Origin of the sequence: Planctomonas sp. JC2975 (assembly GCF_012985205.1) — a bacterium.
In the GTDB taxonomy this organism is placed as follows: Bacteria; Actinomycetota; Actinomycetes; order Actinomycetales; family Microbacteriaceae; genus Humibacter.
The window spans coordinates 2,855,517-2,881,911 of record NZ_JABEKS010000001.1 but is presented as its reverse complement, the minus strand read 5'-3'; the positions used below and the strand labels follow the sequence as shown (position 1 = coordinate 2,881,911).

Annotated in this window: 26 protein-coding genes; 7 read left to right on the top strand and 19 right to left on the bottom strand. The window is 67.2% G+C overall.

Features of this window, described 5'->3' with window-relative positions:
* Nucleotides 1–93: 93 nt before the first annotated feature.
* From HII28_RS13125 to pheA, 4 genes are read right to left on the bottom strand one after another with little or no spacing between them, the layout of a single operon-like run.
* Nucleotides 94–342, bottom strand: coding sequence for a hypothetical protein (locus HII28_RS13125; protein WP_170025787.1), 249 nt, complete (start codon nucleotides 340–342; stop codon nucleotides 94–96).
* Between the two features lie 29 nt (nucleotides 343–371).
* Complete coding sequence (locus HII28_RS13120) at nucleotides 372–974, bottom strand: hypothetical protein (protein ID WP_170025786.1); 603 nt, start codon at nucleotides 972–974, stop codon at nucleotides 372–374.
* A 55-nt stretch (nucleotides 975–1,029) separates the two neighbouring features.
* On the bottom strand, nucleotides 1,030–1,449 hold the full coding sequence (locus HII28_RS13115; RefSeq protein ID WP_170025785.1) for a GNAT family N-acetyltransferase: 420 nt from the start codon (nucleotides 1,447–1,449) through the stop codon (nucleotides 1,030–1,032).
* A 51-nt stretch (nucleotides 1,450–1,500) separates the two neighbouring features.
* A complete protein-coding gene (gene pheA / locus HII28_RS13110; protein ID WP_170025784.1) occupies nucleotides 1,501–2,502 on the bottom strand; it encodes a prephenate dehydratase in 1,002 nt (333 codons plus the stop codon).
* A 36-nt stretch (nucleotides 2,503–2,538) separates the two neighbouring features.
* On the opposite strand from pheA, the gene pgm reads away from it, so the two are divergent.
* On the top strand, nucleotides 2,539–4,173 hold the full coding sequence (gene pgm / locus HII28_RS13105; protein WP_170025783.1) for a phosphoglucomutase (alpha-D-glucose-1,6-bisphosphate-dependent): 1,635 nt from the start codon (nucleotides 2,539–2,541) through the stop codon (nucleotides 4,171–4,173).
* A 175-nt stretch (nucleotides 4,174–4,348) separates the two neighbouring features.
* Here the strand turns inward: pgm and HII28_RS13100 are convergent, their stop codons facing one another.
* From HII28_RS13100 to HII28_RS13070, 7 genes are all read right to left on the bottom strand, one after another.
* The gene (locus tag HII28_RS13100) at nucleotides 4,349–5,161 is read right to left on the bottom strand and encodes an ABC transporter permease (RefSeq protein ID WP_170025782.1); all 813 of its coding nucleotides are present in this window, start codon (nucleotides 5,159–5,161) and stop codon (nucleotides 4,349–4,351) included.
* Nucleotides 5,162–5,170: 9 nt separating this feature from the next.
* A complete protein-coding gene (locus HII28_RS13095) occupies nucleotides 5,171–6,013 on the bottom strand; it encodes an ATP-binding cassette domain-containing protein (RefSeq protein ID WP_170025781.1) in 843 nt (280 codons plus the stop codon).
* A 196-nt stretch (nucleotides 6,014–6,209) separates the two neighbouring features.
* On the bottom strand, nucleotides 6,210–7,070 hold the full coding sequence (locus tag HII28_RS13090; RefSeq protein WP_170025780.1) for a DUF4097 family beta strand repeat-containing protein: 861 nt from the start codon (nucleotides 7,068–7,070) through the stop codon (nucleotides 6,210–6,212).
* Nucleotides 7,071–7,138: 68 nt separating this feature from the next.
* Nucleotides 7,139–7,645 (bottom strand): toxin-antitoxin system HicB family antitoxin, encoded by a 507-nt coding sequence (locus HII28_RS13085; protein WP_170025779.1) that lies wholly within the window; start codon nucleotides 7,643–7,645, stop codon nucleotides 7,139–7,141.
* 110 nt (nucleotides 7,646–7,755) lie between these two features.
* On the bottom strand, nucleotides 7,756–8,397 hold the full coding sequence (locus HII28_RS13080) for an amidase domain-containing protein (RefSeq protein ID WP_170025778.1): 642 nt from the start codon (nucleotides 8,395–8,397) through the stop codon (nucleotides 7,756–7,758).
* 132 nt (nucleotides 8,398–8,529) lie between these two features.
* Nucleotides 8,530–9,372, bottom strand: a complete 843-nt coding sequence (locus HII28_RS13075) for a M15 family metallopeptidase (protein ID WP_346769304.1) — start codon at nucleotides 9,370–9,372, stop codon at nucleotides 8,530–8,532.
* A 160-nt stretch (nucleotides 9,373–9,532) separates the two neighbouring features.
* Nucleotides 9,533–10,543 (bottom strand): amidase domain-containing protein, encoded by a 1,011-nt coding sequence (locus HII28_RS13070; protein ID WP_170025777.1) that lies wholly within the window; start codon nucleotides 10,541–10,543, stop codon nucleotides 9,533–9,535.
* A gap of 289 nt (nucleotides 10,544–10,832) precedes the next feature.
* Between HII28_RS13070 and HII28_RS13065 the strand changes: the two genes are divergently transcribed.
* The 3 genes from HII28_RS13065 (at nucleotide 10,833) to HII28_RS13055 (ending at nucleotide 15,797) form a co-directional block, all read left to right on the top strand.
* On the top strand, nucleotides 10,833–13,106 hold the full coding sequence (locus HII28_RS13065) for an MDR family MFS transporter (protein ID WP_240977355.1): 2,274 nt from the start codon (nucleotides 10,833–10,835) through the stop codon (nucleotides 13,104–13,106).
* 227 nt (nucleotides 13,107–13,333) lie between these two features.
* Nucleotides 13,334–14,350, top strand: coding sequence for a LacI family DNA-binding transcriptional regulator (locus HII28_RS13060; protein WP_170025776.1), 1,017 nt, complete (start codon nucleotides 13,334–13,336; stop codon nucleotides 14,348–14,350).
* Nucleotides 14,351–14,564: 214 nt separating this feature from the next.
* On the top strand, nucleotides 14,565–15,797 hold the full coding sequence (locus tag HII28_RS13055; protein ID WP_170025775.1) for an MFS transporter: 1,233 nt from the start codon (nucleotides 14,565–14,567) through the stop codon (nucleotides 15,795–15,797).
* 185 nt (nucleotides 15,798–15,982) lie between these two features.
* Here the strand turns inward: HII28_RS13055 and HII28_RS13050 are convergent, their stop codons facing one another.
* The 3 genes from HII28_RS13050 to HII28_RS13040 all read right to left on the bottom strand — a co-directional run bounded on the left by HII28_RS13050 (nucleotide 15,983) and on the right by HII28_RS13040 (nucleotide 18,988).
* A complete protein-coding gene (locus HII28_RS13050) occupies nucleotides 15,983–16,840 on the bottom strand; it encodes a site-specific DNA-methyltransferase (RefSeq protein WP_170025774.1) in 858 nt (285 codons plus the stop codon).
* Between the two features lie 145 nt (nucleotides 16,841–16,985).
* The gene (locus HII28_RS13045; RefSeq protein WP_205864652.1) at nucleotides 16,986–17,795 is read right to left on the bottom strand and encodes a FadR/GntR family transcriptional regulator; all 810 of its coding nucleotides are present in this window, start codon (nucleotides 17,793–17,795) and stop codon (nucleotides 16,986–16,988) included.
* Nucleotides 17,792–18,988: a mandelate racemase/muconate lactonizing enzyme family protein gene (locus HII28_RS13040; protein ID WP_170025773.1), complete on the bottom strand. Its 1,197-nt coding sequence runs from the start codon at nucleotides 18,986–18,988 to the stop codon at nucleotides 17,792–17,794. Before HII28_RS13040 ends, HII28_RS13045 begins: the two co-directional genes overlap by 4 nt.
* 195 nt (nucleotides 18,989–19,183) lie before the next feature.
* Between HII28_RS13040 and HII28_RS13035 the strand changes: the two genes are divergently transcribed.
* Nucleotides 19,184–19,462 (top strand): GNAT family N-acetyltransferase, encoded by a 279-nt coding sequence (locus HII28_RS13035; protein WP_170025772.1) that lies wholly within the window; start codon nucleotides 19,184–19,186, stop codon nucleotides 19,460–19,462.
* A gap of 96 nt (nucleotides 19,463–19,558) precedes the next feature.
* Here HII28_RS13035 and HII28_RS13030 read toward each other — a convergent pair whose 3' ends face one another.
* The 5 genes from HII28_RS13030 to HII28_RS13010 all read right to left on the bottom strand — a co-directional run bounded on the left by HII28_RS13030 (nucleotide 19,559) and on the right by HII28_RS13010 (nucleotide 24,063).
* Nucleotides 19,559–20,572: a PHP domain-containing protein gene (locus HII28_RS13030; protein ID WP_170025771.1), complete on the bottom strand. Its 1,014-nt coding sequence runs from the start codon at nucleotides 20,570–20,572 to the stop codon at nucleotides 19,559–19,561.
* Nucleotides 20,573–20,746: 174 nt separating this feature from the next.
* The gene (locus HII28_RS13025) at nucleotides 20,747–21,055 is read right to left on the bottom strand and encodes a hypothetical protein (protein WP_170025770.1); all 309 of its coding nucleotides are present in this window, start codon (nucleotides 21,053–21,055) and stop codon (nucleotides 20,747–20,749) included.
* A gap of 162 nt (nucleotides 21,056–21,217) precedes the next feature.
* Nucleotides 21,218–22,267 carry a biotin/lipoate A/B protein ligase family protein gene (locus HII28_RS13020; protein WP_170025769.1) on the bottom strand — a complete coding sequence of 350 codons (1,050 nt, stop codon included), beginning with the start codon at nucleotides 22,265–22,267 and terminating at the stop codon, nucleotides 21,218–21,220.
* 265 nt (nucleotides 22,268–22,532) lie between these two features.
* Entirely contained in the window at nucleotides 22,533–23,378 is an 846-nt protein-coding gene (locus HII28_RS13015) for an alpha/beta fold hydrolase (RefSeq protein ID WP_170025768.1), read from the bottom strand.
* Nucleotides 23,379–23,439: 61 nt separating this feature from the next.
* On the bottom strand, nucleotides 23,440–24,063 hold the full coding sequence (locus HII28_RS13010; RefSeq protein WP_170025767.1) for a dihydrofolate reductase family protein: 624 nt from the start codon (nucleotides 24,061–24,063) through the stop codon (nucleotides 23,440–23,442).
* Between the two features lie 252 nt (nucleotides 24,064–24,315).
* Between HII28_RS13010 and HII28_RS13005 the strand changes: the two genes are divergently transcribed.
* On the top strand, nucleotides 24,316–24,891 hold the full coding sequence (locus HII28_RS13005; protein ID WP_170025766.1) for a MarR family transcriptional regulator: 576 nt from the start codon (nucleotides 24,316–24,318) through the stop codon (nucleotides 24,889–24,891).
* A 5-nt stretch (nucleotides 24,892–24,896) separates the two neighbouring features.
* The gene (locus HII28_RS13000; RefSeq protein ID WP_205864651.1) at nucleotides 24,897–26,204 is read left to right on the top strand and encodes an MFS transporter; all 1,308 of its coding nucleotides are present in this window, start codon (nucleotides 24,897–24,899) and stop codon (nucleotides 26,202–26,204) included.
* The last annotated feature ends 191 nt before the right edge of the window (nucleotides 26,205–26,395 follow it).

The following is a 26,395-nucleotide window of genomic DNA, read 5'->3' as shown; positions in this document are numbered from 1 at the left end:
CAGCACCGACAGCGGCACCGCCGCTGCGTCGCTGACCGCTGGCGCGAAGGTCGCAATGTTCGGTCCGGCGCACGACTCCACGTCGTGGAGGGTTCAGCGACCGAGACGCGACCGCAGCGCCCAGAGGAAGACCGGGAGCACGAGCGCTGCGAGCCCGACGGTGAGCACGGGAAGCTCGACGTTGCGAAGGCCCCACAGGATCAACTGGGCGGGGGTGTCCGACTGGTCGAGAGTCGTGGCGGCCTGCGGCTGCTCGGTGTACCAGAGCAGGACGACCCCCAGCGCGAGGAGTCCCGCACCGACGAGGTCGGACGCGACAGCGACCTCACGGAGACGCCGCACGCTCCGCGTCCGCTCGGTCGAGCGCGCGCTCACCTGTGCGCCCGCCGCGCCGGGACGATGAAGTGCAAGGCCACGGCGGACACGAGTGTCGCGAGGCCGACGATCAGTGCCGGCTGCACGAGCGCCAATGACACCTCGTACCCGATCAGAATGGGCGAGTCGCCTTCGACTCCGCTTTGCATGTCGAGATTGAATCGAACGCCGTTGGCCAGGCAGAACGCCCCCACCAGTACGAGGACGACACCGACGAGCCAGAGCGTCAGCATCGGCCACCAGCCGGGCATCCGTCGCACGCCAGCGGAGATCCACGAGCCATCGGGCTGATCGAAAAGGTCGACGACGTCGTCATCCTCCTGCTCAGCCGATGCATCGACACCCCGCACGGGTTCCGTCGTGGGCATCTGCAGCGCCACCGCGCCGACGTCACGCGCTGGACGGCCCCGGCCTTCATTCGCCTGACGACCGTCGCCTGCCGCGCCGCTCGCGCCGCGTCCGATCGCGTATCCAGTCGCGGTCTGGACGACGGCATCGGACGGCTGGCTCGCACCTGCATCGGGTCCGCCGCCATACCCGCGCTGGAACACCGGGTCGTATCGCGGGTCGAACGTGGGTGTGCTGTCGTCTGCTGGCATTCATCCTCCTCGATCGCACGAGCTGCGCCATCCGACGTGATGGGGACGGTCCACCTCACACTCCGGAGCGGGACATCCACATCGACGGATCGGCGAGCGGCTCGAATCCGAACTTGGCATACAGCCCGTGCGCATCGCCAGTGGCCAGGGCGATGCGCTTGAGCTTCAGCGGCTCGAGGTCCGCGACCACGCCCTCGATCAGGCCCACACCGATACCGTTGCCGCGCGCGGTCGGATCCACGAACACATCGCACAGCCACGCGAACGTCACACCGTCGGTCACGATCCTGGCGTACGCCACCTGTTGCCCGGTCTTCGCGTCGAAGACTCCGTAGTTGCGCGATGCATCGATCGCGGCGTCCTGCGTGGAGCGAGCGCGCCCCGTCGCCCAGTACGACTCCTCGCTCAGCCAGCGATGCACCGTGTCGCGATCGATGTCGGCGGTTCGGGACGAGAAGCGGTAGCGGTCATCCATCGCACCAGGCTAGGGGCCTCGGAGGACTGTCCGGGCCCGCGTCGGAGCGCGTCAGGCCGTCGGCTCGCCGCCGATCAGCCCGCGCAGCCAATCTCGCGCCTCGATGAACACGTCGTCCGCGTAGCGCCTGTCGTACGCGATGGTCTGGTGATCGGCCCGCGGATACGAGCCTAGGAAGATGATGTTCGGGCTGAAGCGGAAGAGGCCGAGCAGGGCATCCGCCACGCGCTCGTCTGTGACGTGGCCGTCGGCGTCGATGACGAAGCGGTAGCGGCCGAACTCGTCGCCGATCGGGCGTGATTCGATCAGGCTGAGGTTCACGCCGCGCGTGGAGAACTGCTCGAGCATCTCGACCAGGGTTCCCGAGCGGTCGGACGGCAGTTCGACGATGAGGCTGGTCTTGTCGGCGCCGGTCGGATCCGGGATGCCCGTCGTACGGCTCACGAGAGCGAACCGGGTGACCGCGTTCGGGTTGTCGATGATGTCCTGGGCGAGCACGACCACGCCGTGGTGGGCGACGATCGTGGGCGGGGCGATCGCGGCATCGGCAGGGCTGGTCGGACGGCCAGCGTCATCCATCTCCAGCAGCGAGGTCGCCGCCGTGACGTTGCTGGACGCCGGAATGTAGTCGTGGGCAGGCAGGTGCTCGCCCAGCCACGCCTTGCACTGGGCGTAGGCGACCGGATGCGCGGTGACCGTCTTCACGTCGGCCAGCGCCACTCCCGGACGGGCCACGAGCACGAACCCGACGGGCACCAGGTATTCGCCGATGATCCGCAGCCCTGGCATGGTGGCCAGCGCGTCCTGCGTCGCGGAGACTCCGCCCTCGATCGAGTTCTCGATGGCGATCATCGCCGCGACGCTGCGTCCCGAGACGACATCGTCGAGCGCCTCCCCCACGTTGTTCACGGCGCGCCACGGCTTGCCCTGCGCCTGCGGCACCTGCGCGAGTGCCGCTTCGGTGAAGGTGCCCGCCGGACCCAGAAAGCTGTAGGTCTCTGCGTGGGACTCGCCGACCGGTTCGCTCGAAGGTTGGGTGCGGGCATCCGACATGCCGAAAAGCCTATCTACGATGCGAGACTGGACGACATGTCGGACCGCGCGGGCACCCCAGCCACTCCCGAAGACCTGATCGATGTCGAGGCCCTGGTGAGGGCGTACTACGACCTGCATCCGGATGTCTCTGTACCGGCCCAGCGCGTCGTCTTCGGCACCTCCGGACACCGCGGCAGCGCCTTCGACACGGCGTTCAACGACGACCACATCGCCGCAACGACGCAGGCGATCGTCGAGTACCGACGCGGACAGGGCACGACAGGACCGCTCTTCATCGGCGCTGACACGCACGCGCTCAGCATGCCGGCCCAGACGACGGCACTCGAGGTGCTCGTCGCCAACGGCGTCGACGTGCTGATGGACGAATACGACGACTACACGCCGACGCCGGCGGTGAGCCACGCGATCATCAAGTACAACAAGGAGCACGGCGCGGGAGACGGATCCGGTCGTGGTCTGGCCGACGGCATCGTCGTCACCCCGAGCCACAACCCGCCCCGCGACGGCGGCTTCAAGTACAACCCGCCGCACGGCGGCCCCGCCGATTCGGATGCCACGAGCTGGATCGCGAACCGCGCCAACGAGATCCTCGCCGACGGCCTGCGCGACGTGAACCGTGCAGAGCCGAGCGGCGTTGCCACGTACGACTTCCGCGCGAACTACGTCGACGACCTGCGCAACATCATCGACGTGGACGCCATCAAGCGTGCCGGCATCCGCATCGGAGCCGATCCGCTCGGCGGCGCGAGCGCGCACTACTGGGCGCTCATCGGCGAGACGTACGGCCTCGACCTCACTGTCGTGAACCCCGTGATCGATCCGCAGTGGGGCTTCATGACGTTGGACTGGGACGGCAAGATCCGCATGGACCCGTCGAGCCCGTCCGCGATGGCATCCGTGCTTAAGCACAAGGACGACTACGCCGTGCTCACCGGCAACGATGCGGATGCCGACCGTCACGGCATCGTCACCCCCGACGGCGGCCTGATGAACCCGAACCACTACCTGGCCGTCGCGATCGACTATCTGTACGCGCACCGCCCCGACTGGCGAGCGGATGCCGCAATCGGCAAGACCCTCGTGTCGTCGTCCGTCATCGACAGGGTGGCGTCGTCCTTGGGCCGCCGCCTCTGGGAGGTGCCGGTCGGCTTCAAGTGGTTCGTGCCCGGGCTGGTCGACGGATCCGTGGGCTTCGGCGGCGAGGAGAGCGCAGGCGCCTCCTTCCTGCGGCTGGACGGCTCGGCTTGGACGACCGACAAGGACGGCATCCTGCTGGCCCTGCTGGCGAGCGAGATCACCGCGGTGACGGGCAAGAGCCCGTCGCAGCTGTACCGCGGACTGACCGAGCGATTCGGCGACCCGGTCTACCAGCGCGTTGATGCCGTGGCGAGCAAGGAGCAGAAGGCCAAGCTGTCCAAGCTCGACGGCGACGCGATCGCCGCGGACGAGCTCGCCGGCGAGGCGATCACGGCCAAGCTTTCGAGGGCGCCGGGCAACGATGCGGCGATCGGTGGAGTCAAGGTCGTCACCGAGAACGCGTGGTTCGCGGCCCGTCCGAGCGGAACGGAAGACGTCTACAAGATCTACGCGGAGTCGTTCCTGGGCGAGGACCACCTCAAGCAGGTGCAGGCCGAAGCGAAATCCATCGTCGACAAGGCGATCGCGTAGGTCGAGTCCGTCCGACCGTGGTGAGCGCGGGACTGCGCCCACGCAGGCCATCCACCCGGGAACAGGCCGATTCCCGCCGTACGCAACACGAGAGCGCATCGCCTGCCGTTCTGGGCAGACAGCGAAGCGAGCCGAAGGCTTCCCTTCGACTCGCTTCGCTCGTGCAGAGCTTCGGTTACGAGATCTTCTTCCGGTAGATGACCTGGGCGAAGACGTACGCCACGACCAGGATCGCCACGAGCCACGCCAGCGCGATCCAGAGGTCGCTGCCCACTGGCTGGCCGGAGAACAGATCGCGCATCGAGTTCACGATCGGTGTCACGGGCTGGTACTCCGCGAACCATGCCACCGGGCCCGGCATGGACTCCGTTGGCACGAAGGCCGAGCTGATGAACGGCAGGAAGATCAGCGGGTACGAGAACGCGCTCGCGCCGTCGACGCTCTTGGCGGTCAGGCCCGGGATCACGGCGATCCAGGTGAGCGCCAGCGTGAAGAGCAGCAGGATGCCCGCGATCGCCAGCCAGTCGCCGACGCTCGCGCCGGTGCGGAAGCCCATGGCGAACGCGACGGCCACCACGACGACCATGGAGACCACGTTCGCGATCATGGACGTCAGCACATGGGCCCAGAGCACCGATGAACGCGCGATCGGCATGGACTGGAACCGCTCGAAGATGCCTCCCTGCATGTCGAGGAACAGCCGGTAGGCCGTGTACGAGATGCCGGATGCCACCGTGATGAGCAGGATGCCCGGCAGCAGGTAGTTCACGTAGGACGTGTTCGTCCCCGTGTTGATGGCACCGCCGAGCACGTACACGAACAGCAGCAGGAACCCGATGGGCATCAGGCACGTCGTGATGATCGTGTCGAGGCTGCGCGTGATGTGCTTCACGGTGCGCCCGGTCAACACCGCCGTGTCGGCGAAGAAGTGCGTCCCCGTCGCGGTGCGCGGTGCTGCCGAGAACTGCGTTGTCGTTGTCGTTGTCATGATCGTCGCCTACTTCTGGGTCGCGCCGGCGTGTGCGCCGGTCTTGCTGGAGTCGTTGCTGGCGTCGGCATCCGCCGACTCGTCGCCCTTGTCGCCGACGATCGCGAAGAACACGTCCTCGAGGGTTGGCTGCTTTTCGACGTACTCGACCTTCGCGGGCGGCAGCAGCCCCTTGAGTTCCGTGAGGGTGCCGTTCACGAGGATCCGGCCCTTGTGCAGAATGGCGATGCGGTCGGCCAGCTGTTCGGCCTCGTCGAGGTACTGGGTGGTGAGCAGCACCGTGGTGCCGCCGTTCGCCAGCTCCTTGACGGCATCCCAGACCTCGATGCGCGCCTCGGGGTCGAGGCCGGTGGTCGGCTCGTCGAGGAAGATCACCGGGGGGTTGCCGATGAGGCTCATCGCGATGTCGAGCCGGCGGCGCATTCCGCCGGAGTACGTCGACACACGTCGTCCGCCCGCCTCGGTGAGGGAGAACCGCTCGAGCAGACCATCGGCGACGGCGCCCGGGTTCTTCACGTGACGAAGCTGAGCGATCAGCACGAGGTTCTCGCGTCCGCTGAGGATGTCGTCGACGGCCGCGAACTGCCCGGTCAGGCTGATCGATCGCCGCACGTCCGCACCCTGCTTGAAGACGTCGAACCCGTTGACCGTTGCCGCGCCGCCGTCGGCGTGCAGCAGCGAGGACAGAATGCGGATGGCCGTCGTCTTGCCGGCCCCGTTGGAACCGAGCAGCGCGAAGATGCTGCCGCGGGTCACATCGAAGTCGACACCTTTCAGCACGTCCACTTTGCCATAGGACTTCACCAGGCCCTGCACGTGGATCGCAGAACTCTGGACTGCGGTGGTTGTCATGGTGGTTTCCTTCTCGTTCGGTCTTTCGTGTTGTGAGTGTTCGTGTTCCGATCGCGCTTTCGGGCGCGACGAATACCGCCCGGGTGGGGCGTTCTCTGTGTGGTGTTCGCTGATTCAGGTCGCGATGGTGGCCGTTATGACCTTCGGATAAGGGCCACCATCGCGACCTGAACGGATGTGGCGGCTCAGCCGGCGGCTACACGAGCGGTCGCCTGATGGTGATCGATGAGTAGTCGGCGTGGGCGGTGACCGCGACACGACGGTCCGTCTCGACCGGAGCGGATGCCGACTCGAGCTGGTTGCGCACCTCGCCGTGCCGCGAGGCGATGTCCAGCCAGGCCGCCGTTCCCTCCGGGATGCCCACCTCGATGGATCCGTACCCGCCGTCGATCTTGACGTCCCCGGTGCCGACGCTGTCGATCCGCACTTCGCCGTGGGCGCACTTGATCTCGGCGGATCCGTTCAGCTGCTCGATCAGCACGTCGCCGGTGACCGCCTTCACGGTGAGCGGCCCGCCGACCTCGCCGAACACGGTGTTTCCGGTGGTGTTCTTCACGAAGCCTTCGCCGCCGAGCGTTCCGACTCGGATCGACCCGGCACCGTTGGTCACGCGCAGCGGTCCCGCCACGCGTCCCGCCTGGATGGCTCCTGCGCCGCTGTGCAGCGTGGTCTTGCCTGCCTGGTCGACGCGGAGTTCGCCGGCTCCGGTGCGGAGCGAGCAGTCGCCGAGCTCTCCCTCGGTCGTCACACTGCCGGCGCCGACCTTTCCGTCCAGGCTCGACCCCGTCGGAACGGTGATGTCCACGATGATCCGCGGGCTGCCGCTGAACCACGTGTAATAGCGAAGCGTGCGAGCGATCCGCAGGCCGAGCACGCCATCCGCGTACTCGACGTTGACCTCGCCGAGGGCGCGAACATCGTCCTTCTTCGTCGGGTCCGCCGCCTTGATCGCCACGGTGGTGGTCGTGGTGTCGGCTGCAGTGATCCTGAGCGTGACCACGACCAGCAGGTCGAGCATCACGTGGATCGGCTGGGGCGTTTCGTACTCGGTGTTCATGAATTCGCTCCTCTGCGTTGTCGAGGTGGTCGCTGTCGTTGCTGTTGCGGATGCCGTGCTCATGTCGTTCACCGCACCCATCCGGTGACGCGCTTGCCGTTCGTCTCGAATCCGACGGTGCGGCGCGTTCCGCCGTCGAGCGTGGCCGCAATGGCCCGCACCAACCAGGTGTTCACCGAGACGCCGGCGTGAGCGGCCGCCGCCTCGACGCGGGACTTGAGTTCATCCGGCAACCGCAGCGTGGTGCGGGTGGTGGCGCCCTCCTCGACGTCGACGGTTGAAGACGAGACCGGAGCAGCAGGTGTCGTCGGCTCGGTGGGTGCATCCCACTGCGGTGCCTGCGTGACGACGAACTCGGGTTCGCGTCCGCGGAGCCGCACGTCGACGGATCCGGGCGTCAGCTCGGTCGTGATCTCGGCTGCTGCAGCGCCCAGCGCTTCGAGCAGCACGAGTCGCGCCGCAGCATCCAGCGCCGTCGTCAGGCGTCCAGCCGTCTCGCGTGTCTCGTCGCTTCCCGCGGCGGCGGCTGCCGCCAGCTGTCGCTGCAGTTCATCGACGTACGTTCCCAGTTCCATGACACCAATATGACACCACCGTGGTGTCACGTCAAGCACATTCGGCAAATCGGATGACACCACGTGGTGTCACGCGATGTCAGGCGTGCGTCGCCCGACGTTCGCGCCCGCTATTTGGTCGGCGTCGGGCTCGCAGTGGGCGGCAATGCGACGTGCCAGAAGTGGCCGCTCGCCTGCTTGTACTCCGTGTCGACCACGTAGTCCAGATCGCGGTACTTGGTGTCCTTGTTGTGGCCGGCCATCTTGATCTCGATGTGCTTCTTGCCGTCGACCGTCGTGTCGATCACCTTGCTCACGATCTCCACGTGGTCGTACGAGTCGGTGCCCTCCCAGGAGAACACCACGATGTCGCCGACCGCGATCTTCGACCTTTTGTCCAGCGGATATTCGGTGAGCCCGAGCGTCTTCGCGTTCGCCGCGAAGTAGTTGTCCATCGCGGGCACGTAGCCCCACGCGGGGCTCCAGTCCGCCGCGGCGTCGTGGTTGTACCACTGGTCGTTCATCTTCCAGCCGCGCGCGATCAGCGTCTGACTCACGAAGTTCGCGCAGTCACCACCCACAGGGTTGAGGTCGCCGTAGACCTTCGTGTTGTAGTCGTTCCAATGCGCCATGGCGTAGTCGTACTGCTTCGCGATCGGCTCAGGCAGCGGGGCGGGCCCGGCCGAGCATCCGGCGAGCGCGAGCACCGCGATCACGGAGACAGCGGATGCCGCGCGCCACCGCCTGCGCTTGGTACGTGTGATCTCCGCCATGCTCCCGACGGTACAGAGACATCGCTGTGCGTCCGCCCAGGCGTCCCGCGGAGCGAGCGAATGCCCAGACGATCGCAAGGATCACATGCTCGTCGCGCGGTCCGCAGCGAACAGCCGATGATCCGCAGCCGTTCAGCCCGGATAATCCTCGCCGCCCGGCACACCGAAATACTCCTCGAGGGTGCTGCATCCCGAGTCGTGCAGCTGCTCGGCGAGGGATGCCCCGATGTACCGGAAGTGCCAGGGCTCGTAGGTGAACCCAGTGACCAGCACCTTGTCTGCCGGATACCGCAGCAGGAATCCGAATCGCCAGGCGTTCGCGGCCAGCCACTTGCCTTCCGGAAGGTCGCCGAAGCAGGAGTCGAGAGAGCACTGCCCGGATGCTGCGCTGATGTCGACGGCCAGCCCGGTCTGGTGCTCGCTGTGGCCGGGGCGCGCGGTGTCGGTGTCCGCGTAGGCGACGCCGTGCGATGCGACATCCTCGTTGTACACGGAGACCTGCGTCGCGTAGGAGCGGTATCCGCTCTGCAGGCTCAGCGACAGCCCATCCTCCGTTTTCGCAGCGGCGAAGAGAGCGACGAGTGCATCGGCGACCTCGTGCCGCACCGGCTGGCCGTTGATGTCGGGAACCGGTGGCTGCACGAGGTCCGGCGGAACGAAATCGACCGGCGCCAGCGCGCGCTGCTTGTTGACGACCACCCAGATGCTCGACGGATCATCGTGCGACTGCGCCGCCTTGTCGAACGTCGGCGTCGGCGTCGGGATCGACGAGCTCGCGGACACCGCTAGGGCGTCCGCGGCATCCGCGGAGTGCGCGGGCTTCGGACGGGACGTGCTGACGAGGTGCTCTGCTGCATTCGCCGACGAGTCCTTGTTCAAGGCAGAACTCAGTCCCCACGCTCCGACCCCGAGAGCGAGCACGGCGACCGCGAGGGCCGAACTGATGACGCCGACCCTGGCGCGTCCTGATGCCACGTGACGAGCGTATGGGCGGCGAGGAGGTCGATCAGCCGGCTCATCGCCCCCAGTGCGGGGGTTCTGCCACCGGTCTAGGCCGTCGAAGGGTGTGCAGCAGATCGAGCGAGCATCGACAGGCGCGAACCGCGGTCACTGCACTCCACCAGGTCGCTACCCACTACCGCGTGAGGTGCCAGAAGTGACCAGTCGAGCCCGGGTGCTGCGTGGTGATCGTCGTGTCGAGGTCCCGGTAGTCGTAGTCGTCGTTGTGGCTGGCCATCGAGATCTTGTACTGGCCGTTCACCACGTCGATCTTGTCGACCACCTGCGTGTGGTCGGGCGACGTGTCGTCGCCCCAGAAGAAGATGGCGACGTCGCCGAGTGCCGCCTTGGCACGGTCGGCTTGGCTGGCGAAGTCCAGCTTCTCAAGGCCCAGCGATGACGCATTGTCCGAGAAGTACTGGTCCATCGCCGGCACGTATCCCCATGCTGGGCTCCAGTCCGCCGCTGCGTCGTGGTTGTACCAGTCGTCGTTCATCGTCCAACCGCGCGCGATCAGCGTCTGGCTCACGAAGTTCGCACAGTCGCCGCCATCCGGATTGAGGTCTCCGTACTGGGCCGTGTTGTACGAATTCCAGTGCTGAAGCGCGTACTCCATCTGCGCCGCGGCACCGCCCGCCGAGGTGTACTGCAACGCGTTCGGCTTGCTCGCCAGCACGGATCCGCTGGGACCGAGCAGGCTCACGGCGACCGACCCCGGCTGGTAGTTCACCGCCGCGGGTGCCGTTGCGACGACCGTGTCCGCGCTCGCCGAGCTGACGGCTACCGTCGCATCGCCGAAGGTCACTTGTTTCACGTTCTGGAGGCCGACGCCGCGGATCGTCACCTGCTGCCCGAGCACCGATGTCTGCGCGGGCTCGATGGTAGATACGGCGGGCTGCACCGTGGCTGACGCCTTCGGCACTGCCTTGCGCTGCGCCGCGCCGACGACGGTCGACGTGCATCCGGCGAGAAGCAGGGCGGATGCCGCGACGAATCCCCCGAGGACCGCCCTCCGGTTCACCTCGCGACTGCCGCCGAGACGTCGCGGAACCGGGCGCCCCTGCGACATGGGCACTCCAGCGGCGTCCCTCGCGGGGACGTCGAACGGGGCGGATGGATGGCTGAAGTCGTTGTGGGGCTCAGACATGACACAGACGACGGTACGCGTCTTGTCTAGGCTCCGCCTGGCAATCCGTGATGGATCGGTGCTGTAGAACGCGCGCGCAGACGAGCGCAGAGTTCGCCCCCGGCGAACGTCGGCGAACGGATGGCCCGGACGTTCGACGTCTGGGGCGCCCGGGCGTAAAGTTGCAGTCACCGCAAAAATCTCAGCATCGAGCCAACGACGGCGGATACGGTCGTTCGGCTCGTCTTCGCACTCGCGCTCCTCCTCACATCGCAGAACGCTCGGCTCGTCGAGCAGAAGTCCGGGGACCATGTCAGAAGCCGCAACACCCGCGTCGGAGCAGTCCGCACGCCCATCCCCGATCATGTCGCACAGGCAGATCCTGTTCGTGATCTTCGGCCTGATGGCCGGCATGTTCCTCTCCGCACTCGACCAGACCGTCGTCGGGACCGCGATCCGCACGATCGGCGACGACCTGCACGGACTCAGCCAGCAGGCGTGGGTGACCACGGCCTACCTGATCGTGTCGACGATCGCGACACCCATCTACGGCAAGCTCTCCGACATCTTCGGCAGACGGCCGCTGTTCATCATCGCGATCGTCATCTTCGTGATCGGCTCGATCCTGTCGTCGTTCTCCACGTCGATGATCCAGCTGGCCGCTTTCCGGGCCATCCAGGGTCTCGGCGCCGGCGGCCTCATGTCCATGCCGCTGGCCATCATGGGCGACATCCTGGCGCCACGGGAGAGAGCGAAATACCAGGGGTACTTCCTTGCCGTCTTCGGCATCTCGAGCGTCGCCGGTCCGCTGATCGGCGGGCTCTTCGCAGGAGCGAGCGAGATTCTCGGCATCGCCGGTTGGCGCTGGGTGTTCCTCATCAACGTGCCGATCGGCATCATCGCGCTGATCATCGTGATGGCGTTCCTGCACGTGCCGCATCATCCCCGCGATTCGGTGCGCATCGACTGGTGGGGCGCGACGGGCGTCATCGTCGCACTCGTACCGCTGCTGCTCGTAGCCGAACAGGGTCGCGACTGGGGCTGGGGAAGCGCCGCATCCATCACCTGCTACGTGGTGGGCGCCATCGGCATCGTCGGGTTCATCATCGTCGAGATGCTGATGAAGGATGACGCGCTCATCCCGCTGAAGCTGTTCCGGTCGTCCACGTTCTCGATGGCGACCATCATCGGCGTGCTCGTAGGATTCGGCATGTTCGGCGCCATGCTGACCCTCCCGCTGTACCTGCAGCTGGTGCTGGGAGCGACGCCGACGGAGAGCGGCCTGCAACTGCTGCCCATGATCCTGGGCCTCATGATCGCCTCGATCGCATCAGGACAGATCATCGCCCGCACGGGTCGCTATCGACAGTTCCCGATCATCGGGACGCTGCTGCTCTCCGGCGGATTCTTCTGGCTCACGTTCCTGACCTACGACAAGTCGTACTGGTTCATCGCCGGAGCCATGCTGCTCATCGGCCTCGGACTCGGCCAGCTGATGCAGACGCTCACGATCGCCAGCCAGAACTCGGTCGGCCTGAGGGACATGGGCGTGGCCACCAGCGCGTCCACGTTCTTCCGGCAGATCGGTGGAACGCTCGGCACCGCGGTGCTCATCTCCCTGCTGTTCACGGTGATGCCCACGAACATCCAGAGTTCGCTGAGCGACAAGGCCACGCTGACGGCCGCACTCGATGCCGCTTTCGATCCCGCTGTCGCGAACGCGCCAGAGAACAAGGCGATCATGAACACGATCTACGACCCGATCGTGAAGAACGCGACGACGGAGACCCAGAAGGGCCTCCAGGCGAAGGTGGACCAAGCGAAGGCGCAGGGCGCCGCTCAGGGCAAAGAGGCAGCGGTCGCGCAAGTGCAGGCGAAGGTGGATGCCGGCCAGATCCCGCAGAGCGAGGCTGCCGCCGCTGAGGCTGCAGCAGCGAGCGCGGGGGCCGCTGCAGGCGAGAAGGCCGCGCTGGCGCAGGTCACGCCGGCCATCGAGAAGGCAGTGCCTGTCGCCAGTGTGTCCGCGGATGGCACCGTCACGCTCGACTTCTCGAACGCGAGCGAACGCAACGAGTTCGTCGACACCCTGGTGCCCACCATCCAGAAGCAGCTGGAGAAGTCCGGCGGGTCGTCGAAGGTGAGCTCGAACGACATCAACGACACGTCGTTCCTCAAGAACGCGGATCCGCGTCTCGCCAAGCCGTTCCTGGTTGGCTTCAACGCGTCCGCTGTGACTGTCTACTGGGTCGCGATGTTCGTCGTGCTGCTTGCGTTCGTGCTCAGCCTGTTCTTCAAGACGCCGCCGCTGCGGGCGAAGTCCGCGCTGCAGGAAGCCGCAGACGAGGAAGCGATCCAGGCGGTCGAGGCCGCGGAGGAGACGGGATCCCTGGCACTCCCGGATCTCGAGCCGGATGATGAGCTGACGCTGACCGGCACGAGTCTGCCGGCCGAACACGGTCGTCACGCCGTGGAATCAGCGCCCCAGGACCCCGTCACCCGGGCCTCGCACACCGGCCCCGGATCTTCGGCAACGCAAGGCCACGGACGGCACACGGCACGCCCCGGAGAGGTCGCAACTCCGTAGCCGCGCACGGCCACCCTGCAATCGACGGATGCCGCGAGCCTGCCTGGCCTGCGGCATCCGCGCATCTGCGGATGCCTTCTCGAACGGCGCGCGTCCGGTGACTCCGCGCTCATCAGCCGCGAACGGCCGATCGGCGTCATCTCGGGGATGAGAGCGCGCTCACGATCCGTCGCCGAGTCGCCACGAAGCCGGAATCACGGTAGGTTCGCAGGCGGGGAAAGGATGACATGGGCGTGAAAGCAGCGGCACAGGCGCCGACGCTGGAGATGGTGGCGGCACGAGCTGGCGTCTCTCGAGCGACGGTTTCGCGCGTGGTCAACGGATCCCCGAAGGTCAAACCGGAGCTCATCGACGCGGTCAACGTGGCCATCGCCGAGTTGAACTACGTGCCGAATCGCGCGGCGAGGTCGCTGGCCAGCAGGCGCACGGATTCGATCGCTCTCGTCATCCCGGAATCGACGTCGCGGGTGTTCACGGATCCCTTCTTCGCCGCGATCATCCAGGGCGTCGCGATGCATCTGACCAACACGGATTACACGCTCGGCATCGTCGTCGCGTCCGAGGCGAACCCGGACAAGACCCGCCGCTACCTCACCGGTGGCAACATCGACGGAGCGCTCGTGGTCTCGCACCACTCGGGCGACCACTCGTACGCCCGACTGGGACGCACGGTGCCGGTCGTGTTCGGCGGACGTCCGCTCCACAACGACGACAACGACAGCTACTACGTCGACGTGGACAACATCGAAGGCTCGCTGATCGCCGCTCGGCACCTCGTCGATCGCGGACGCCGGCACATCGCGACCATCGCCGGCCCTGCCGACATGCCCGCCGGATTCGACCGCGAGCTGGGCTGGCGCCGCGCCATGTCGGAGGCGAACCTCGACCCGTCGCTCATCGAGTGGGGCGACTTCTCGCCGGCCTCCGGTGCGATGGCGATGCGACGGCTGCTGGCGCGACGCACGCCGATCGATGCTGTGTTCGCCGCCAATGACCAGATGGCCCTCGGCGCGTACACCGCCATCGCGGAAGCCGGACTGAGCATCCCGGGTGACATCGCCGTCGTCGGGTACGACGACGACGCTCTCGGCTCTGCTGCCTCGCCGGCGATCACGACGATGCACCAGTCGAGCACGGAGCTCGGCGCGGCCATGGCAGACAAGCTGGTCGCCATGATCGAGGGCAAGCCGGTCGAGCACGCCACCATCCTCGAGACCCGCCTGATCGTCCGCGGCTCCAGCTGACCCACCCCACCTCCCGAGAGTGCCCGTCCCACCTCCCGAGAGTGCCCGTCCCACCTCTCGAGGGTGCTCGTTCCTCCCCTCGAGGGTGCTCGTCCCACCTCTCGAGAGTGCGGGTGGTCGTTGACGACGGTTCGCGTGGTCCGCGCGATCCCGGCACGGTCGTCGGACGGGGCACCCTGGCGGTCGCCGGCCGCAGCGTAGGCTGATCGCCGCGATGAGAAAGCCCGGCGAGCCTTCGACCGTCTCCCTGTTGCTGGCCGCGACGGGCAGGACGTACTTCCCGATCGCGTTCATCGCCCGATTCCCCTACGCGATGATCGTCGTCGGAGTGCTCACGTTGATCGTGATCGTGCGGGACTCGCTCGCACTGGGCGGGCTCGTGTCCGCCTGCGTCGGCCTCGGCACAGCCGCTGTCGGCCCGCTGATCGGAGCCGCCGCAGACCGCTTCGGGCAACGACGGGTCGTACTCGTCGCCGGGATCGCCAACGGTCTCGCGCTGCTGCTCATCACTTGGTGCGCATCCTTCTCGCCCGACGCGGTGGTGCTCCTCGTGGCGGTCGTGGTCGGTGCCACCGCCCCTCAGGTGTCGCCTCTTTCACGCAGCAGACTCGTCGGCATCATCTCGACCCGGATGCCGTCGGCTCGTCGCGCGAGCATCCTCAACTCCGTCTTCTCATACGAGTCCGCTGCAGATGAGGTGACTTTCGTCTTCGGACCCGTGCTCGTCGGCGCGCTTGCCACGACGATCGGACCGCAGTCAGCGGTGATCGGCGCTGCTCTGCTCGAGTTCGTGTTCGTGACCGCTTTCGCGGTGCATCCGACGAGTAGGCTCGCGGCTCACGAGTCGGCCGTGCGCGACCGCGAGCCCGTGAGTGCGTTGCTGCGGCCGCGCCTGCTCGTGCTGGTCGTCGGAGCGACGGCGGTTGGACTGTTCTTCGGTGCCATGCTGACAGCGCTCACCGCCGTCATGGGTGTGCTGGGGAGTGCCGATCAGTCGGGACTCGTGTACGGCGCGATGGGAGTCGGATCCGCGGCCTTCGCGCTCGGAGTCGCCCTGTTCCCCGCACGGTTCACGCTCCGCGCGCGCTGGCTGTCCTTCGCCTGCGTCCTCCTCGTGGGCGCCGTGCTGTTCGCCGTGCTGACCGCGGCGCTCGGGACCGTCGTCGGCGCCTTGATCGTGGCCGGCATCGGCGTCGGCCCGACGCTCGTCACGCTGTACAGCCTCGCGGCGTTGCGGAGTCCCGCCGGACGCTCCGCAACCGTCATGACCATGCTGGGATCGGGCATCGTGGTGGGACAAGCCGCCGCGTCCGGGATCGTCGGGGCCGTGGCATCCACCACCTCCGCCGGGGTGGCGGCGTATGCGCCGGCGATCGCGGCCCTTCTCGTCCTCGCCGCGGCAGTCGTGAACTGGCCGCTCAGCCGAGTTCGACGCTCCTCGGGCTAGCAAGACGGCCTGAGCTAACTGGACTGTCTCGCGATTCCCGAGTGGAGGATCGGGCACCCCCGAGTGGAGAAACGGGCACCCCCGAGTGGAGAAACAGGCACCCCCGGGAAGTGGAAGGGGCACTTTCGAGGGGAGGAACGGGCACCCTGGGGAGGAGGAACGGGCACTTTCGGGAAGGGTCGCCGTCAGTTGAAGGCGACGTCGGGGTGGTGGGCGAACCGCGCGCGCATCACAGCGATGGCGTCGGGGTTGCTGTCGACGAGGACGAAGCGGCGCTCGAGTGCCGCGGCCACGGCTCCCGTCGTGCCGCTGCCTGCGAAGAAGTCCAGCACCCAGTCGCCGGGACGGGAGGATGCCTGCACCATGCGTCGCACCACTCCCTCCGGCTTCTGCGTGGGGTATCCCGTCTTCTCGCGGCCGGTGGTGGTGACGATGGTGTGCCACCACACGTCCGTCGGACGCTTCCCACGGGATGCCTTTTCCGCAGTGACGAGACCCGGCGCCATGTAGGGCTCGCGGTCGACGGCATCCGCGTCGAAGACGTAGTTCTTCGGGTTCTTCACGTACACGAGGATCGTGTCGTGCTTCGCGGGCCATTTTCGACGTGGCTTCGCGCCGTAGTCGTAGGCCCAGATGATCTCGTTGAGGAACGACTCCCGACCGAACAGCGCGTCGAGCAGCACTTTCGCATAGTGCGCTTCCCGATAATCGAGGTGCAGATAGAGCGTGCCGTCATCGGCGAGCAAGCGCCAGGCCTCGACGATCCGCGGCTCGAGGAACTCCCAGTAGTCGTCGAAGCGGTCGTCGTAGCGCAGCAAGTCGCCGCGGATGCGCTGATACGTGCGCCCCTGGAACCCGGCGACGGATCCGGCCGCCTCGCTGCGCACCGCCGTCACCGTGCGCCGCTCCTGCCGACGTCCCGTGTTGAACGGCGGATCCAGGTAGATGAGTGTGAAGGAGGAATCGGGAAGCGACGGCAGCACCGTCATGTTGTCGGCCTCGAATACCGTGTTGGGCGACGCTGGCGTCCACGGTTCGGGCATGCATCAATTCTGCCGTCCCGCGGCAGCTCCCGTTCGCAGCCGGATGAGACACTCGCGAGCGCCAGGCAGCTGTAGTGGACCGAAGCCGTTCGGTGTTGCTCAGACCAGCGAGGAACAGGGTGCCGGCGCGACCGCCTGTTGGCCCTCAGCCATGACCGACTTCCGAGAGGCCGGTCACCCGCTCCTGCGAGTTGGCCAGGTGAACGCGCATGGCGGCGCGGGCATCGTCCGGGTTGCGTCTGGCGATGGCTCGGTAGATGTTCTCGTGCTCGACGGCCACCAGGTGAAGGTGCCACAGCGGCTCGGCATCCGTGGACATCGACAGCCGTTCGCGCGGCGCCGCAATCGCAGCGCTACCAAGGGAGTCGAGAAGCTGTACGAAGTACCGATTGTGCGACGCCAGTGCGACGCTGCGATGGAAGTCGAAGTCCGCCGCCACGGACGCCCCAGGCGACTCGACCTCGTCAGCGAACTTCGCGAACGCCGCCTTGATGTCGGCGATTCTTCTGGCATCCGCACGGCGCGCGGCGAGCGCGGCCGCCTCGGTCTCGAATCCGAGCCGAAGATCGAGCAGCTCGAGAAAGTCCTCGGGGGTTCGTGCTCCTGACGCGTCGACCGCGAACGGCACAGAGCTCGGCACGGCGAGCACGAACGAACCACGTCCCTGTTGGGTCGCCACGAGGCCCTGCGCGTTCAGCCGGGACATCGCCTCTCGAACGACGGTGCGACTCACTCCGTGGATGCGCACCAGCTCGCTCTCAGTGGGCAGACGTTCGCCCGCGCGAAGCTCTCCGGAGCGGATGCTCTCGGTGAGCCGTCGCACGAGTTGCTGCGCGAGACCGTCGGGCGCCGAGCGGTCGATCGGATCCGCGATGACGAAGTCGACAGGGCCGATGCCGGACTGTGGCGCGGCGGATGCTTCCGGCCCCGCGTCAGGCGTTTCGCGCGGGGTCACGCGTCGCTCGCGTCGAGCTCGAGGGAGGCGGTCGTCCAGCGTCTGGCCTGCTCGGAGAGCGTGATGCCGAGGCCGGGACGAGCAGGCACGAGCATCCGCCCGTCACGGGTCTCGAGTCGCTCGACGAACAGGGGGTCGAGCCAGTCGAAGTGCTCGACCCACGTCTCCGTCGGATACGCCGCCGCCAGATGCAGGTGGATCTGCATCGCGAAATGCGGCGCGATCGAGAGCCCACGATGATGAGCGAACGTCGCCAGACGCAGGAAGGGCGTGATGCCGCCGATGCGCGGGGCATCCGGCTGGAGGATGCTCACGGCGTCCGCCTCGATGAATCGCTCGTGCTCGGCCACGCTCGTCAGCATCTCGCCGCTCGCAATGGGTGTTGCCAGTGATGTCGTGAGCCGGGCGTGCCCGGCGACGTCGTACGCGTCGAGCGGCTCTTCGATCCAGGTCAGATCGAACTCGTCGAGAGCACGGCCCATGCGCATGGCGGTCGTGCGATCCCACTGCTGATTGGCGTCCACCATGAGCGGCACCGCATCGCCGATGGACCTTCGCACCGCCTCGACACGACGGAGGTCCACCGCCTGGTCGGGATGGCCGACCTTGATCTTGATGCCGCCGATACCGGCGGCGAGCGACGCGGCCGCATTGTCGATGACCTCGTCGATGGAGGCGTGCAGGAAACCGCCCGACGTGTTGTATGCCCGCACGGAGTCCCGATACGAACCCAACAGCTTGGCCAGGGGCAGGCCCGCTCGCTTCGCCTTGAGATCCCAGAGGGCGATGTCCACGGCTGCTATCGCCTGGGTGGCCACGCCCGACCGCCCGACGGACGCCCCCGCCCAGAGCAGCTTGTCGTAGATGCGCCCGATGTCGCTCGGATCTTCGCCGAGAAGCTCGTGGGCGATCTCCGTGAGATGCGCATACTGAGCGGGGCCGCCCGCACGCTTCGAATAGCTGAAGCCCACGCCTTCGGCGCCGTCGCGCGTACGCAGTTCGACGAACAGCATCGCCACCTCGGTCATGGGTCGCTGTCGACCGGTGAAGACCTTCGCGTCGCTGATGGGCGTGGCCAGCGGCAGGGTGATCGACGAGACCCGGATGCGGCTCACGGCGTCACCGGCCTGCGATGCACTCGCTTGCGACTGCCGTGCCGATTCGGTCTCCGGATGCTGCACGCCGTTGCTCATTGTCACGTCCTCGTCTCCACGCCCGACCAACTGGACTACTGTCATCTTATGTCTCAGTAAGTCATCATACAAGTGAATCGCGGTCGGCTGAAGGGCATCTCACCCCTTCCGGACGCCGCGCTCCTCCGCGACGATTTCACCGCTGACCGGCGTAGACGACCCGATGCCATCGGCGCGCGCGCCTAAGGTGGCGCTATGAGCACACAGGTACGCGACGATCCGGATGCCACCCGCTACGTGATCGAGACCGACGGCGCGATCGTCGGTGCCGCTTACTACAACCGGTTCGAGGACCACATCGTGTTCACCCACACGGAGGTCGACGAGGGGCACCAGGGCGAGGGACTCGCCTCCCAGCTCGTGCAGTCGGCGCTCGACGACGTGCGCACCGCTGGGCTGCGCGTCGTGGCGCTGTGTCCCTACGTGAGATCCTGGCTGCAGCGTCACCCGGACTACCAGGACCTGCAGCGCTGAACGACGCCGGACGCTCTTGGTAGGTTTCGACACCATCAGCTGGCGACACGGAGAGTCCGACTCGGCGTTGCCCACCCGCTCAACCGGCGATCGGCGTCACCGGCGCGACGTGAGCCAGTCGCGCAGCCGCGGCAGCGGCCAGGTGGTCACGATCCGGTCGGCCGGCACGCCTGCGGCCTCCGCGCGAGCCGCACCGAGCGAGACGAAGCCGAGGTGACCGGGAGCGTGAGCGTCGCTGTCGATGCTGAACAGGCATCCGGCGTTCAAGGCGGCAGCGATGAGCTCGTCCGGAGGATCCTGCCGCTCCGGTCTCGAGTTGATCTCGACCGCCACACCCTCGCGCGCGCACGCCGCGAAGATGCGGTCGGCGTCGAAGTCGGACGGCGGACGGGTGCCGCGCGAGCCTTGCACCAGGCGGCCCGTGCAATGTCCGAGCACGTTGGTCGCCGGGTCGGAGATGGCGGACAGCATCCGCTTCGTCATGGTCGCGGAGTCCGCGCGCAGCTTCGAGTGCACGCTCGCCACCACGACGTCGAGGCGCGTGAGAAGCTCGCGGGTCTGGTCGAGCGCGCCATCCTCCAGGATGTCCACCTCGATGCCGGCCAGGAGCGTGAGCCCGCCGTTCGCGGCGTCGTTCCACTCCCTGATGCGTTCCAACTGCTGTCCCAGCCGCTCGACGCTCAGCCCGTTCGCCACAGTGAGATGCGGCGAGTGGTCGGTGATCGCCTGGTATTCGTGGCCGAGGGATGCCGCGGCATCCGCCATCGCCTCGATCGTCACCGTGCCGTCCGACCACTCCGTATGGGCGTGCAGGTCGCCGCGCAACAACGGGGCGATCGAGGATTTCGGGGCGTCGCCTCGTGATTCTTGGAGCCCTGTGAGGTAGGTCGGAGTCTCTCCCGCTACCGCCTGGGTGATCACCTCGAGGGTGCGGTCCCCGATGCCCTTGGTGCGGGCGAGCCTTCCGTCGGCGATCCGTTCGCCAAGCTCGTCGGTCGAGAGACCGCCGATCGCGGCGGATGCGCGACGGAACGCCTGCACCCTGAAGCGCGGCGCTAGATCCTGCTCCAGCAGGAAGGCGATCTCGTCCAGCGCTTCGACGGCATCCATCCCGCCATCATCCCGCGCCGCGTGCCGGGTCGCCACGGCGAAGGATCGATCGCGCCCGAGGTGTCGGACCGGCGAGCAGTCCTTCGCGGCCCATCCGCTACCGCAGGCTCGCCCTCATGCACCGGAGATAGAAGGGCGATTCGGCGGCATCGGGACCGGCTCGGAGAGGCTGCGCTACGGCAGTGGCCGCCCCTCGGCGTCGAGACGGATGCGCACCGGCCCGTCGCCGAAGATCCCCTTGTCGCCGTCGCCAGGGATGGGCGCTGGAATCGGCAGGCGAGCCTGCTTGTCGACCTCGAGCTGCGCCTCGTACTTGGCCGGGGCGAACACCTCGTCGCCGATCATCAGCACGCCGCCGCCACGGGATGAGCCGCCCTTGGAGTCCTTGCGGCTCTTGTCGCTCAGGTCGATCCATCCGACGTGGTGGGCGAGCCAGAGCAGGATGCAGACGGCGACCACACCGACGAGTATCCACCAGCCCACGCGGGTACCTTACACGACCGGAATGGAACGCCCAGGACACCCCCATTCATGGGTCACCAAGCCGACGCACCGACCCCTCCCAGTAGCGGACCCGAAGAAACGCTGCCCCTCGACTCGCCCGCGACCAGGGAGCTCGGGGTTCCGCGACTCCGGCTGCCAGCGCTAGGGCACCCGATAGAGCCAGTCGTCGGTCGCGAACTTCTCGACGACGAGACGTTCCGCATCCGCGTACTCCGCGTCGCTGATGTCGCCGGGCCTCGCGCCATAGAGGTCGCTGAAGGTCTGCTTCATGCGGTCGATGATCTCGGCGCGGCTGAGTCCGCTCTGCGCCTTCAGCGGGTCGACTCGTTTGGCCGCGGATGCGATGCCCTTGTCGCTGATCTTCTCGCGTCCGATCCGCAGCACCTCGGTCATCTTCTGACCGTCCATGTCATAGCTCATGGTCACGTGGTGCAGCACGGCGCCGTTCTTGAAGCGCTTCTGCGCTGCGCCGCCGATCTTGCCCTGCGGGCTGGCGATGTCGTTGAGCGGCTTGTATGTGGCGTCGACACCGAGGGAGCGCAGCGCGACGAGCGCCCAGTCGTCCAGGTAGGCATAGCTGTCGGCGAAGCTCATACCGGAGACGAGTTCCGCCGGCACGTACAGCGAGTACGTGACGACGTTGCCCTTCTCCATCATCATGGCGCCGCCGCCGGTGATGCGGCGCACGACGTCGAATCCATAGCGCTCCGCACCTTCCGGGTCGACCTCGTTCTTGACGGACTGGAAGCTTCCGATGACGACGGCCGATTCATCCCACTCCCAGATGCGCAGAGTGGGACCGCGGTGGCCCGCCGCGAGCGAGTTGCTCATCGCTTCGTCGAGGGCGAGGTGCATCCGCGGCGTCACGGCCTTGGAGTGGACGATCGTCCAGTCGTAGTCCCGCCAGGTCGTCGCGTTCGAGAGCGAGCGGCGGATGGCGACCGCGACAGCCTCCGGGGAGAAGCCGAGAAGGGCGGCATCCGACGGCATGGCGCGGCGGATGGCGTCGGCGATCGTCGCCAAGTCCGCCTCGGACGAGAGGCCCGTCACCGCCGCATCGATCTCTTCGAGTGCGGAGTCCGGCTCGAGGAAGAAGTCTCCGGAGAGGTGGAAGTCGGCGATCACGCCGTCCACCACATCGAAGTCGACGACCACGAGCTTGCCGCCGGGGACCTTGTACTCACCGTGCATGGCCCAAGCCTATTCAGGCGGTCACGTCGACGTGCCCCACGTGCGAACCCTTCGTGTGGGGAGAGACGAGAGGATTCCGGCACGCAGAGACGAAAGCGGCGGATGCCGAGCCATGCCCTCGGCATCCGCCGTACCCGGATGGCTTCACAGCCGATCGGAGTGGATGGCGTTCTCGCGATCGATGATCAAGAGAGCGCTCTCAGTAGTTTCGGCGGCGAAGACGAGTGTGTCAAGACGGATGGTGTCCCTCATTCGGGCGACAGCGTCACACCCGCGCCGGGAACCTCGCGTCGAGCCAGCGCACGAGGTCGCGCATGACCTCGTCGCGGTTGGTCTCGTTGAAAACCTCGTGTCGCGCCCCCGGATAGATCTCGAGCGTGGTGTCTGTGAAACCCGATCGGCGCTGAAAGGCCTGGACGAGCATCCGCACACTCTTCGGACCGCCCAGCGAGTCCTCCTCGCCGATCATGACGAGCAGCGGCAGGTCGCGGATACCGACCGCCGGCCGACCGTACAGCCGCAGCCCGTCGAGCACGCCGAAGAGCTTGAGCACCTTCGCGTCGAACGTCAGCGGATCCGCCGCGAAATCGGCCGCCACCTGCGGATCCCGGCTGAGCCACTCGTATCCCGTCGTGCCGAGGTGCTTGTGGTGCTTGTTGAGGTCGCCGGCCTCCATGTGCAGCGGGGTGCGGTAGGCGGTGCCGGTCAGCACGAGCGCGTCGAACTCGTCAGCATGCTTGTTCACCAGCATCTGCGACGTGAGCGACCCCATGCTGTGGCCGAGCAGCACGAGCGGAACGCCCGGATTCTCGTCGCGGATCATGCGTCCAAGCACGCGGATGTCTGCGACGGCCGCGCGCAGGCCGCCCGCCCCCAGCCGCCCCAGCTTGGAGGCGTCGCCGTTCCACTGGTCGAGACCGGTCTGGCCGTGACCACGCTGATCCGCGGCGTAGACGGAGTATCCGGACTCGTTGAGCACGCTGATCAGCGGCTCGTAGCGCCTGGCATATTCGCCGATCCCGTGCACGAGCTCGATCACGGCACGCGGATGCTCCACCTTCCACACGTAGTAGGTGACGGTCACGCCCTGTTCGTCGTCGAAGCTCGGCACGAGCCGATTCTGTCACCAGTACGTCCGCCGGGCGACGTGTCGTCGGGCGAGCCGGTCGCCTCTACTCCGGCTCCATCGTGCCGACGGTCGGGGCGCCGTTCGGCCCATATCGCAGCAGCACCGCACCGGTACCGGAGGTCACCGGCGCAGCGAGCAACCTCAGGCTCGCCGGGACCGTGTTCTCGTCGAACAGCCGTTTTCCTCGGCCGAGCACGACCGGGTACACCCAGAGCGTCAGCTGATCGAAGAGCTGCGTGTCGAACAGGGTGCGCGCGAAGTCGATGCTGCCGATCACATGCACGTTGCGGTGCACGTCCCGAAGCCGGTCGACCTCGGCGAGCGTGTCTGGGCCGAGGTGCGTGGAGTCCGCCCACGCGAGGTTCGGCGTACCGCGCGAGACGACGTACTTCGGAATGCGGTCGAACAGATCGCCGATCGGATTGCCGGTGTTCAGCGGCCAGTATCCGGCGAAGATGTCGTAGGTCCGGCGGCCCAGCAGCAGGGCGTCCATGCCGTCCATGCCCTTGAGGATCTCGGCGCCGGCGACGTCGTCGGTGACCGGTGCCTGCCAGCCGCCGAAACGGAAGCCGTCCGAGGTGTCTTCATCCGGTCCGCCCGGTGCCTGCTGCACGCCGTCCAGAGTGCTGAACAGGTCGATGGTGATGCGTCCGCGTTCATCGGTCATGGTGAGACCCTCCGTCACGGGCCGACGCATAAGTGAGGGTTGGCAAGCGGATGCCGTCCCCAGCCGGCCACGAACCCAGCGTCGCACCATGCGCGCGCGACCGGCACCCCGGTTCAGCATCGGGCGCGAGGACGTGGCAGGGCTCGCAGCATCCAGCGGACGGGCGACGCTGCGTTCGAGTGCGTCCGGGCGTCAGCAATTCGACCGAACGGGACTATTACTTAGCAAGGCTAATTTGTTATGCTAAAGGTCATGGCATCCTCGACTCCTTCCTCTGCGACTTCGGCTCGCACGGATGACGCGCAGTCGGTTCCTGCGAAGCGGGATGCTAAGGCCGCCGTCTTCTCGGCCGCGCGGCCCGCCCCGGTCTCGGGTGCCGCCAAGGTCGCCCAGGGATCCCCGAAGCGCCTCACCAACTACGAGCTCTCGACCAACCTGCGCATCGCCGTCGCGAGGCTGACCCGTCGCATCCGCACGGAGAAGACCGGCGGCGACCTCAGCGACGGCCAGTACAGCGTGCTGGCGCTGGTGCACCGCGAGGGGCCGAAGACTCTGAGCGAGCTGAGCCGGCACGAACGCGTGACGCCGCCGTCGATGAACCGCACGGTGAACCATCTCGAGGCCGCCGGATACGTCGTGCGTCGGGCCGCGCCGGACGACAAGCGCAAGGTGCTCTTCGTGCCGACGGACTCCGGCCGCGAACTCGTGAACGAGACCCGCCGTCGACGCGACGCCTGGCTCGACCGGCGACTGGCGAAGCTGCCGCCGGAGTCCAGGGCGCTGCTGGCGGAGGCCGCCGCTGTCATCCGAGAGCTGGCCGACTCGTGAGGGCGATGTTCCGATCGCTCTCCTCGCTGAACTACCGCATCTGGTTCGCGGGGGCGCTCGTCTCCAACGTTGGAACCTGGATGCAGCGCACCGCGCAGGACTGGATCGTGCTGACCCAGCTCACCCACAACGACGCCCTCGCCGTTGGTGTCGTGATGGCGCTGCAGTTCGGCCCGCAGCTGCTGCTGCTGCCCGTGACCGGATGGGTCGCCGACCGCTTCGACAGACGCAAGCTGATGATGGCCACCCAGGGCGCGATGGGGCTGCTGGGACTCGGGCTCGGCATCCTCACCGTCACGGGCGCCGTCACCCTCTGGGAGGTCTACCTCTTCGCCCTGCTGCTCGGTGTCGTCGCGGCGTTCGATGCCCCGGCTCGGCAGACCTTCGTCGGAGACCTCGTCGGCGGCAAGCTGCTCGGCAACGCGGTGGCGCTGAACTCGGCGTCCTTCAACGCGGCGCGCCTCATCGGACCGGCGGTCGCCGGCCTGCTGACAGCCGCGGTCGGCGCCGGATGGGTGTTCCTGATCAACGCAGCGAGCTTCGCCGCGGTGCTCGCGTCGCTGAGCCTCATGCGTCGCGATCAGCTGCACGCGTCGAAGCGAGCAGGACGGGCGCGCGGCAATCTCGTGGAGGGATTCCGCTACGTGCGCGGGCGTCCCGACCTGCTGACGATCTTCCTCATGGTGTTCCTCATCGGAACGTTCGGGCTGAACTTCCCCATCTTCGTGGCGAGCATGGCGAGCACGGTGTTCCACAAGGGGGCCGGCGAGTACGGCATCCTGTCGTCGATCATGGCCGTCGGGTCCGTCGTCGGCGCCTTGCTGGCGGCGCGACGAGAGAAGCCGCGCGGGTCGCTGCTCGCTGTGGCCGCGATCATCTTCGGAATCGGATGCCTCGCCGCAGCGGCTGCACCCGGCTACTGGTTCTTCGGCGCGATGCTCGCGGTGGTGGGGGTCGCATCCCAGACGTTCAACACCACGGCCAACGGTGTCGTGCAGCTGTCGACGGATCCGGCCGTTCGCGGTCGCGTCATGGCCATCTACATGGCGATCTTCATGGGCGGCACACCGATCGGCGCCCCCATCGTCGGCTGGGTCGCCGACGCGTTCGGGCCGAGGTGGGCGCTCGTGGTGGGCGCGGCATCCGGGATCCTCGCCGCCGCTGTCGGCATCTTCTACATGGTGAAGTACCGCGGGATGCGACTGGCCGTCACCGAACGCCGGCTGCGGTTCACGTTCGCGAGCCCGACGCGTCCACTGGCGGTCGTCGAGATGCAGGGCGACGAGGTCGCAGCCGACAAGGCGTCGGCCTAGCGCGTCCCGCTCGGGGACGACGCCGCGCCTCCCGAGGGTTCCCCTTTCTCCTCCCGAGGGTGCCCCTCTCTCCGCTCGAAGGTGCGCAGTCCTCTTCCTGAAGGTGCGCGCTTCTCCGCTCGAGAGTGCGCCTTTCGCTTCCCTAAGGTGCGCGTCTCTCCACTCGAAGGTGCGCCCTTCTCTTCCCGAAG

Coding starts and splice junctions, on each gene's coding strand:
- HII28_RS13120 (WP_170025786.1), bottom strand. CDS start 974: ATGCCAGCAGACGACAGCACACCCACGTTCGACCCGCGATACGACCCG.
- HII28_RS13115 (WP_170025785.1), bottom strand. CDS start 1,449: ATGGATGACCGCTACCGCTTCTCGTCCCGAACCGCCGACATCGATCGC.
- pheA (WP_170025784.1), bottom strand. CDS start 2,502: ATGTCGGATGCCCGCACCCAACCTTCGAGCGAACCGGTCGGCGAGTCC.
- pgm (WP_170025783.1), top strand. CDS start 2,539: ATGTCGGACCGCGCGGGCACCCCAGCCACTCCCGAAGACCTGATCGAT.
- HII28_RS13100 (WP_170025782.1), bottom strand. CDS start 5,161: ATGACAACGACAACGACAACGCAGTTCTCGGCAGCACCGCGCACCGCG.
- HII28_RS13095 (WP_170025781.1), bottom strand. CDS start 6,013: ATGACAACCACCGCAGTCCAGAGTTCTGCGATCCACGTGCAGGGCCTG.
- HII28_RS13090 (WP_170025780.1), bottom strand. CDS start 7,070: ATGAACACCGAGTACGAAACGCCCCAGCCGATCCACGTGATGCTCGAC.
- HII28_RS13085 (WP_170025779.1), bottom strand. CDS start 7,645: ATGGAACTGGGAACGTACGTCGATGAACTGCAGCGACAGCTGGCGGCA.
- HII28_RS13080 (WP_170025778.1), bottom strand. CDS start 8,397: ATGGCGGAGATCACACGTACCAAGCGCAGGCGGTGGCGCGCGGCATCC.
- HII28_RS13070 (WP_170025777.1), bottom strand. CDS start 10,543: ATGTCTGAGCCCCACAACGACTTCAGCCATCCATCCGCCCCGTTCGAC.
- HII28_RS13065 (WP_240977355.1), top strand. CDS start 10,833: ATGTCAGAAGCCGCAACACCCGCGTCGGAGCAGTCCGCACGCCCATCC.
- HII28_RS13060 (WP_170025776.1), top strand. CDS start 13,334: ATGGGCGTGAAAGCAGCGGCACAGGCGCCGACGCTGGAGATGGTGGCG.
- HII28_RS13055 (WP_170025775.1), top strand. CDS start 14,565: ATGAGAAAGCCCGGCGAGCCTTCGACCGTCTCCCTGTTGCTGGCCGCG.
- HII28_RS13050 (WP_170025774.1), bottom strand. CDS start 16,840: ATGCCCGAACCGTGGACGCCAGCGTCGCCCAACACGGTATTCGAGGCC.
- HII28_RS13040 (WP_170025773.1), bottom strand. CDS start 18,988: ATGAGCAACGGCGTGCAGCATCCGGAGACCGAATCGGCACGGCAGTCG.
- HII28_RS13035 (WP_170025772.1), top strand. CDS start 19,184: ATGAGCACACAGGTACGCGACGATCCGGATGCCACCCGCTACGTGATC.
- HII28_RS13030 (WP_170025771.1), bottom strand. CDS start 20,572: ATGGATGCCGTCGAAGCGCTGGACGAGATCGCCTTCCTGCTGGAGCAG.
- HII28_RS13020 (WP_170025769.1), bottom strand. CDS start 22,267: ATGCACGGTGAGTACAAGGTCCCCGGCGGCAAGCTCGTGGTCGTCGAC.
- HII28_RS13010 (WP_170025767.1), bottom strand. CDS start 24,063: ATGACCGATGAACGCGGACGCATCACCATCGACCTGTTCAGCACTCTG.
- HII28_RS13005 (WP_170025766.1), top strand. CDS start 24,316: ATGGCATCCTCGACTCCTTCCTCTGCGACTTCGGCTCGCACGGATGAC.
- HII28_RS13000 (WP_205864651.1), top strand. CDS start 24,897: ATGTTCCGATCGCTCTCCTCGCTGAACTACCGCATCTGGTTCGCGGGG.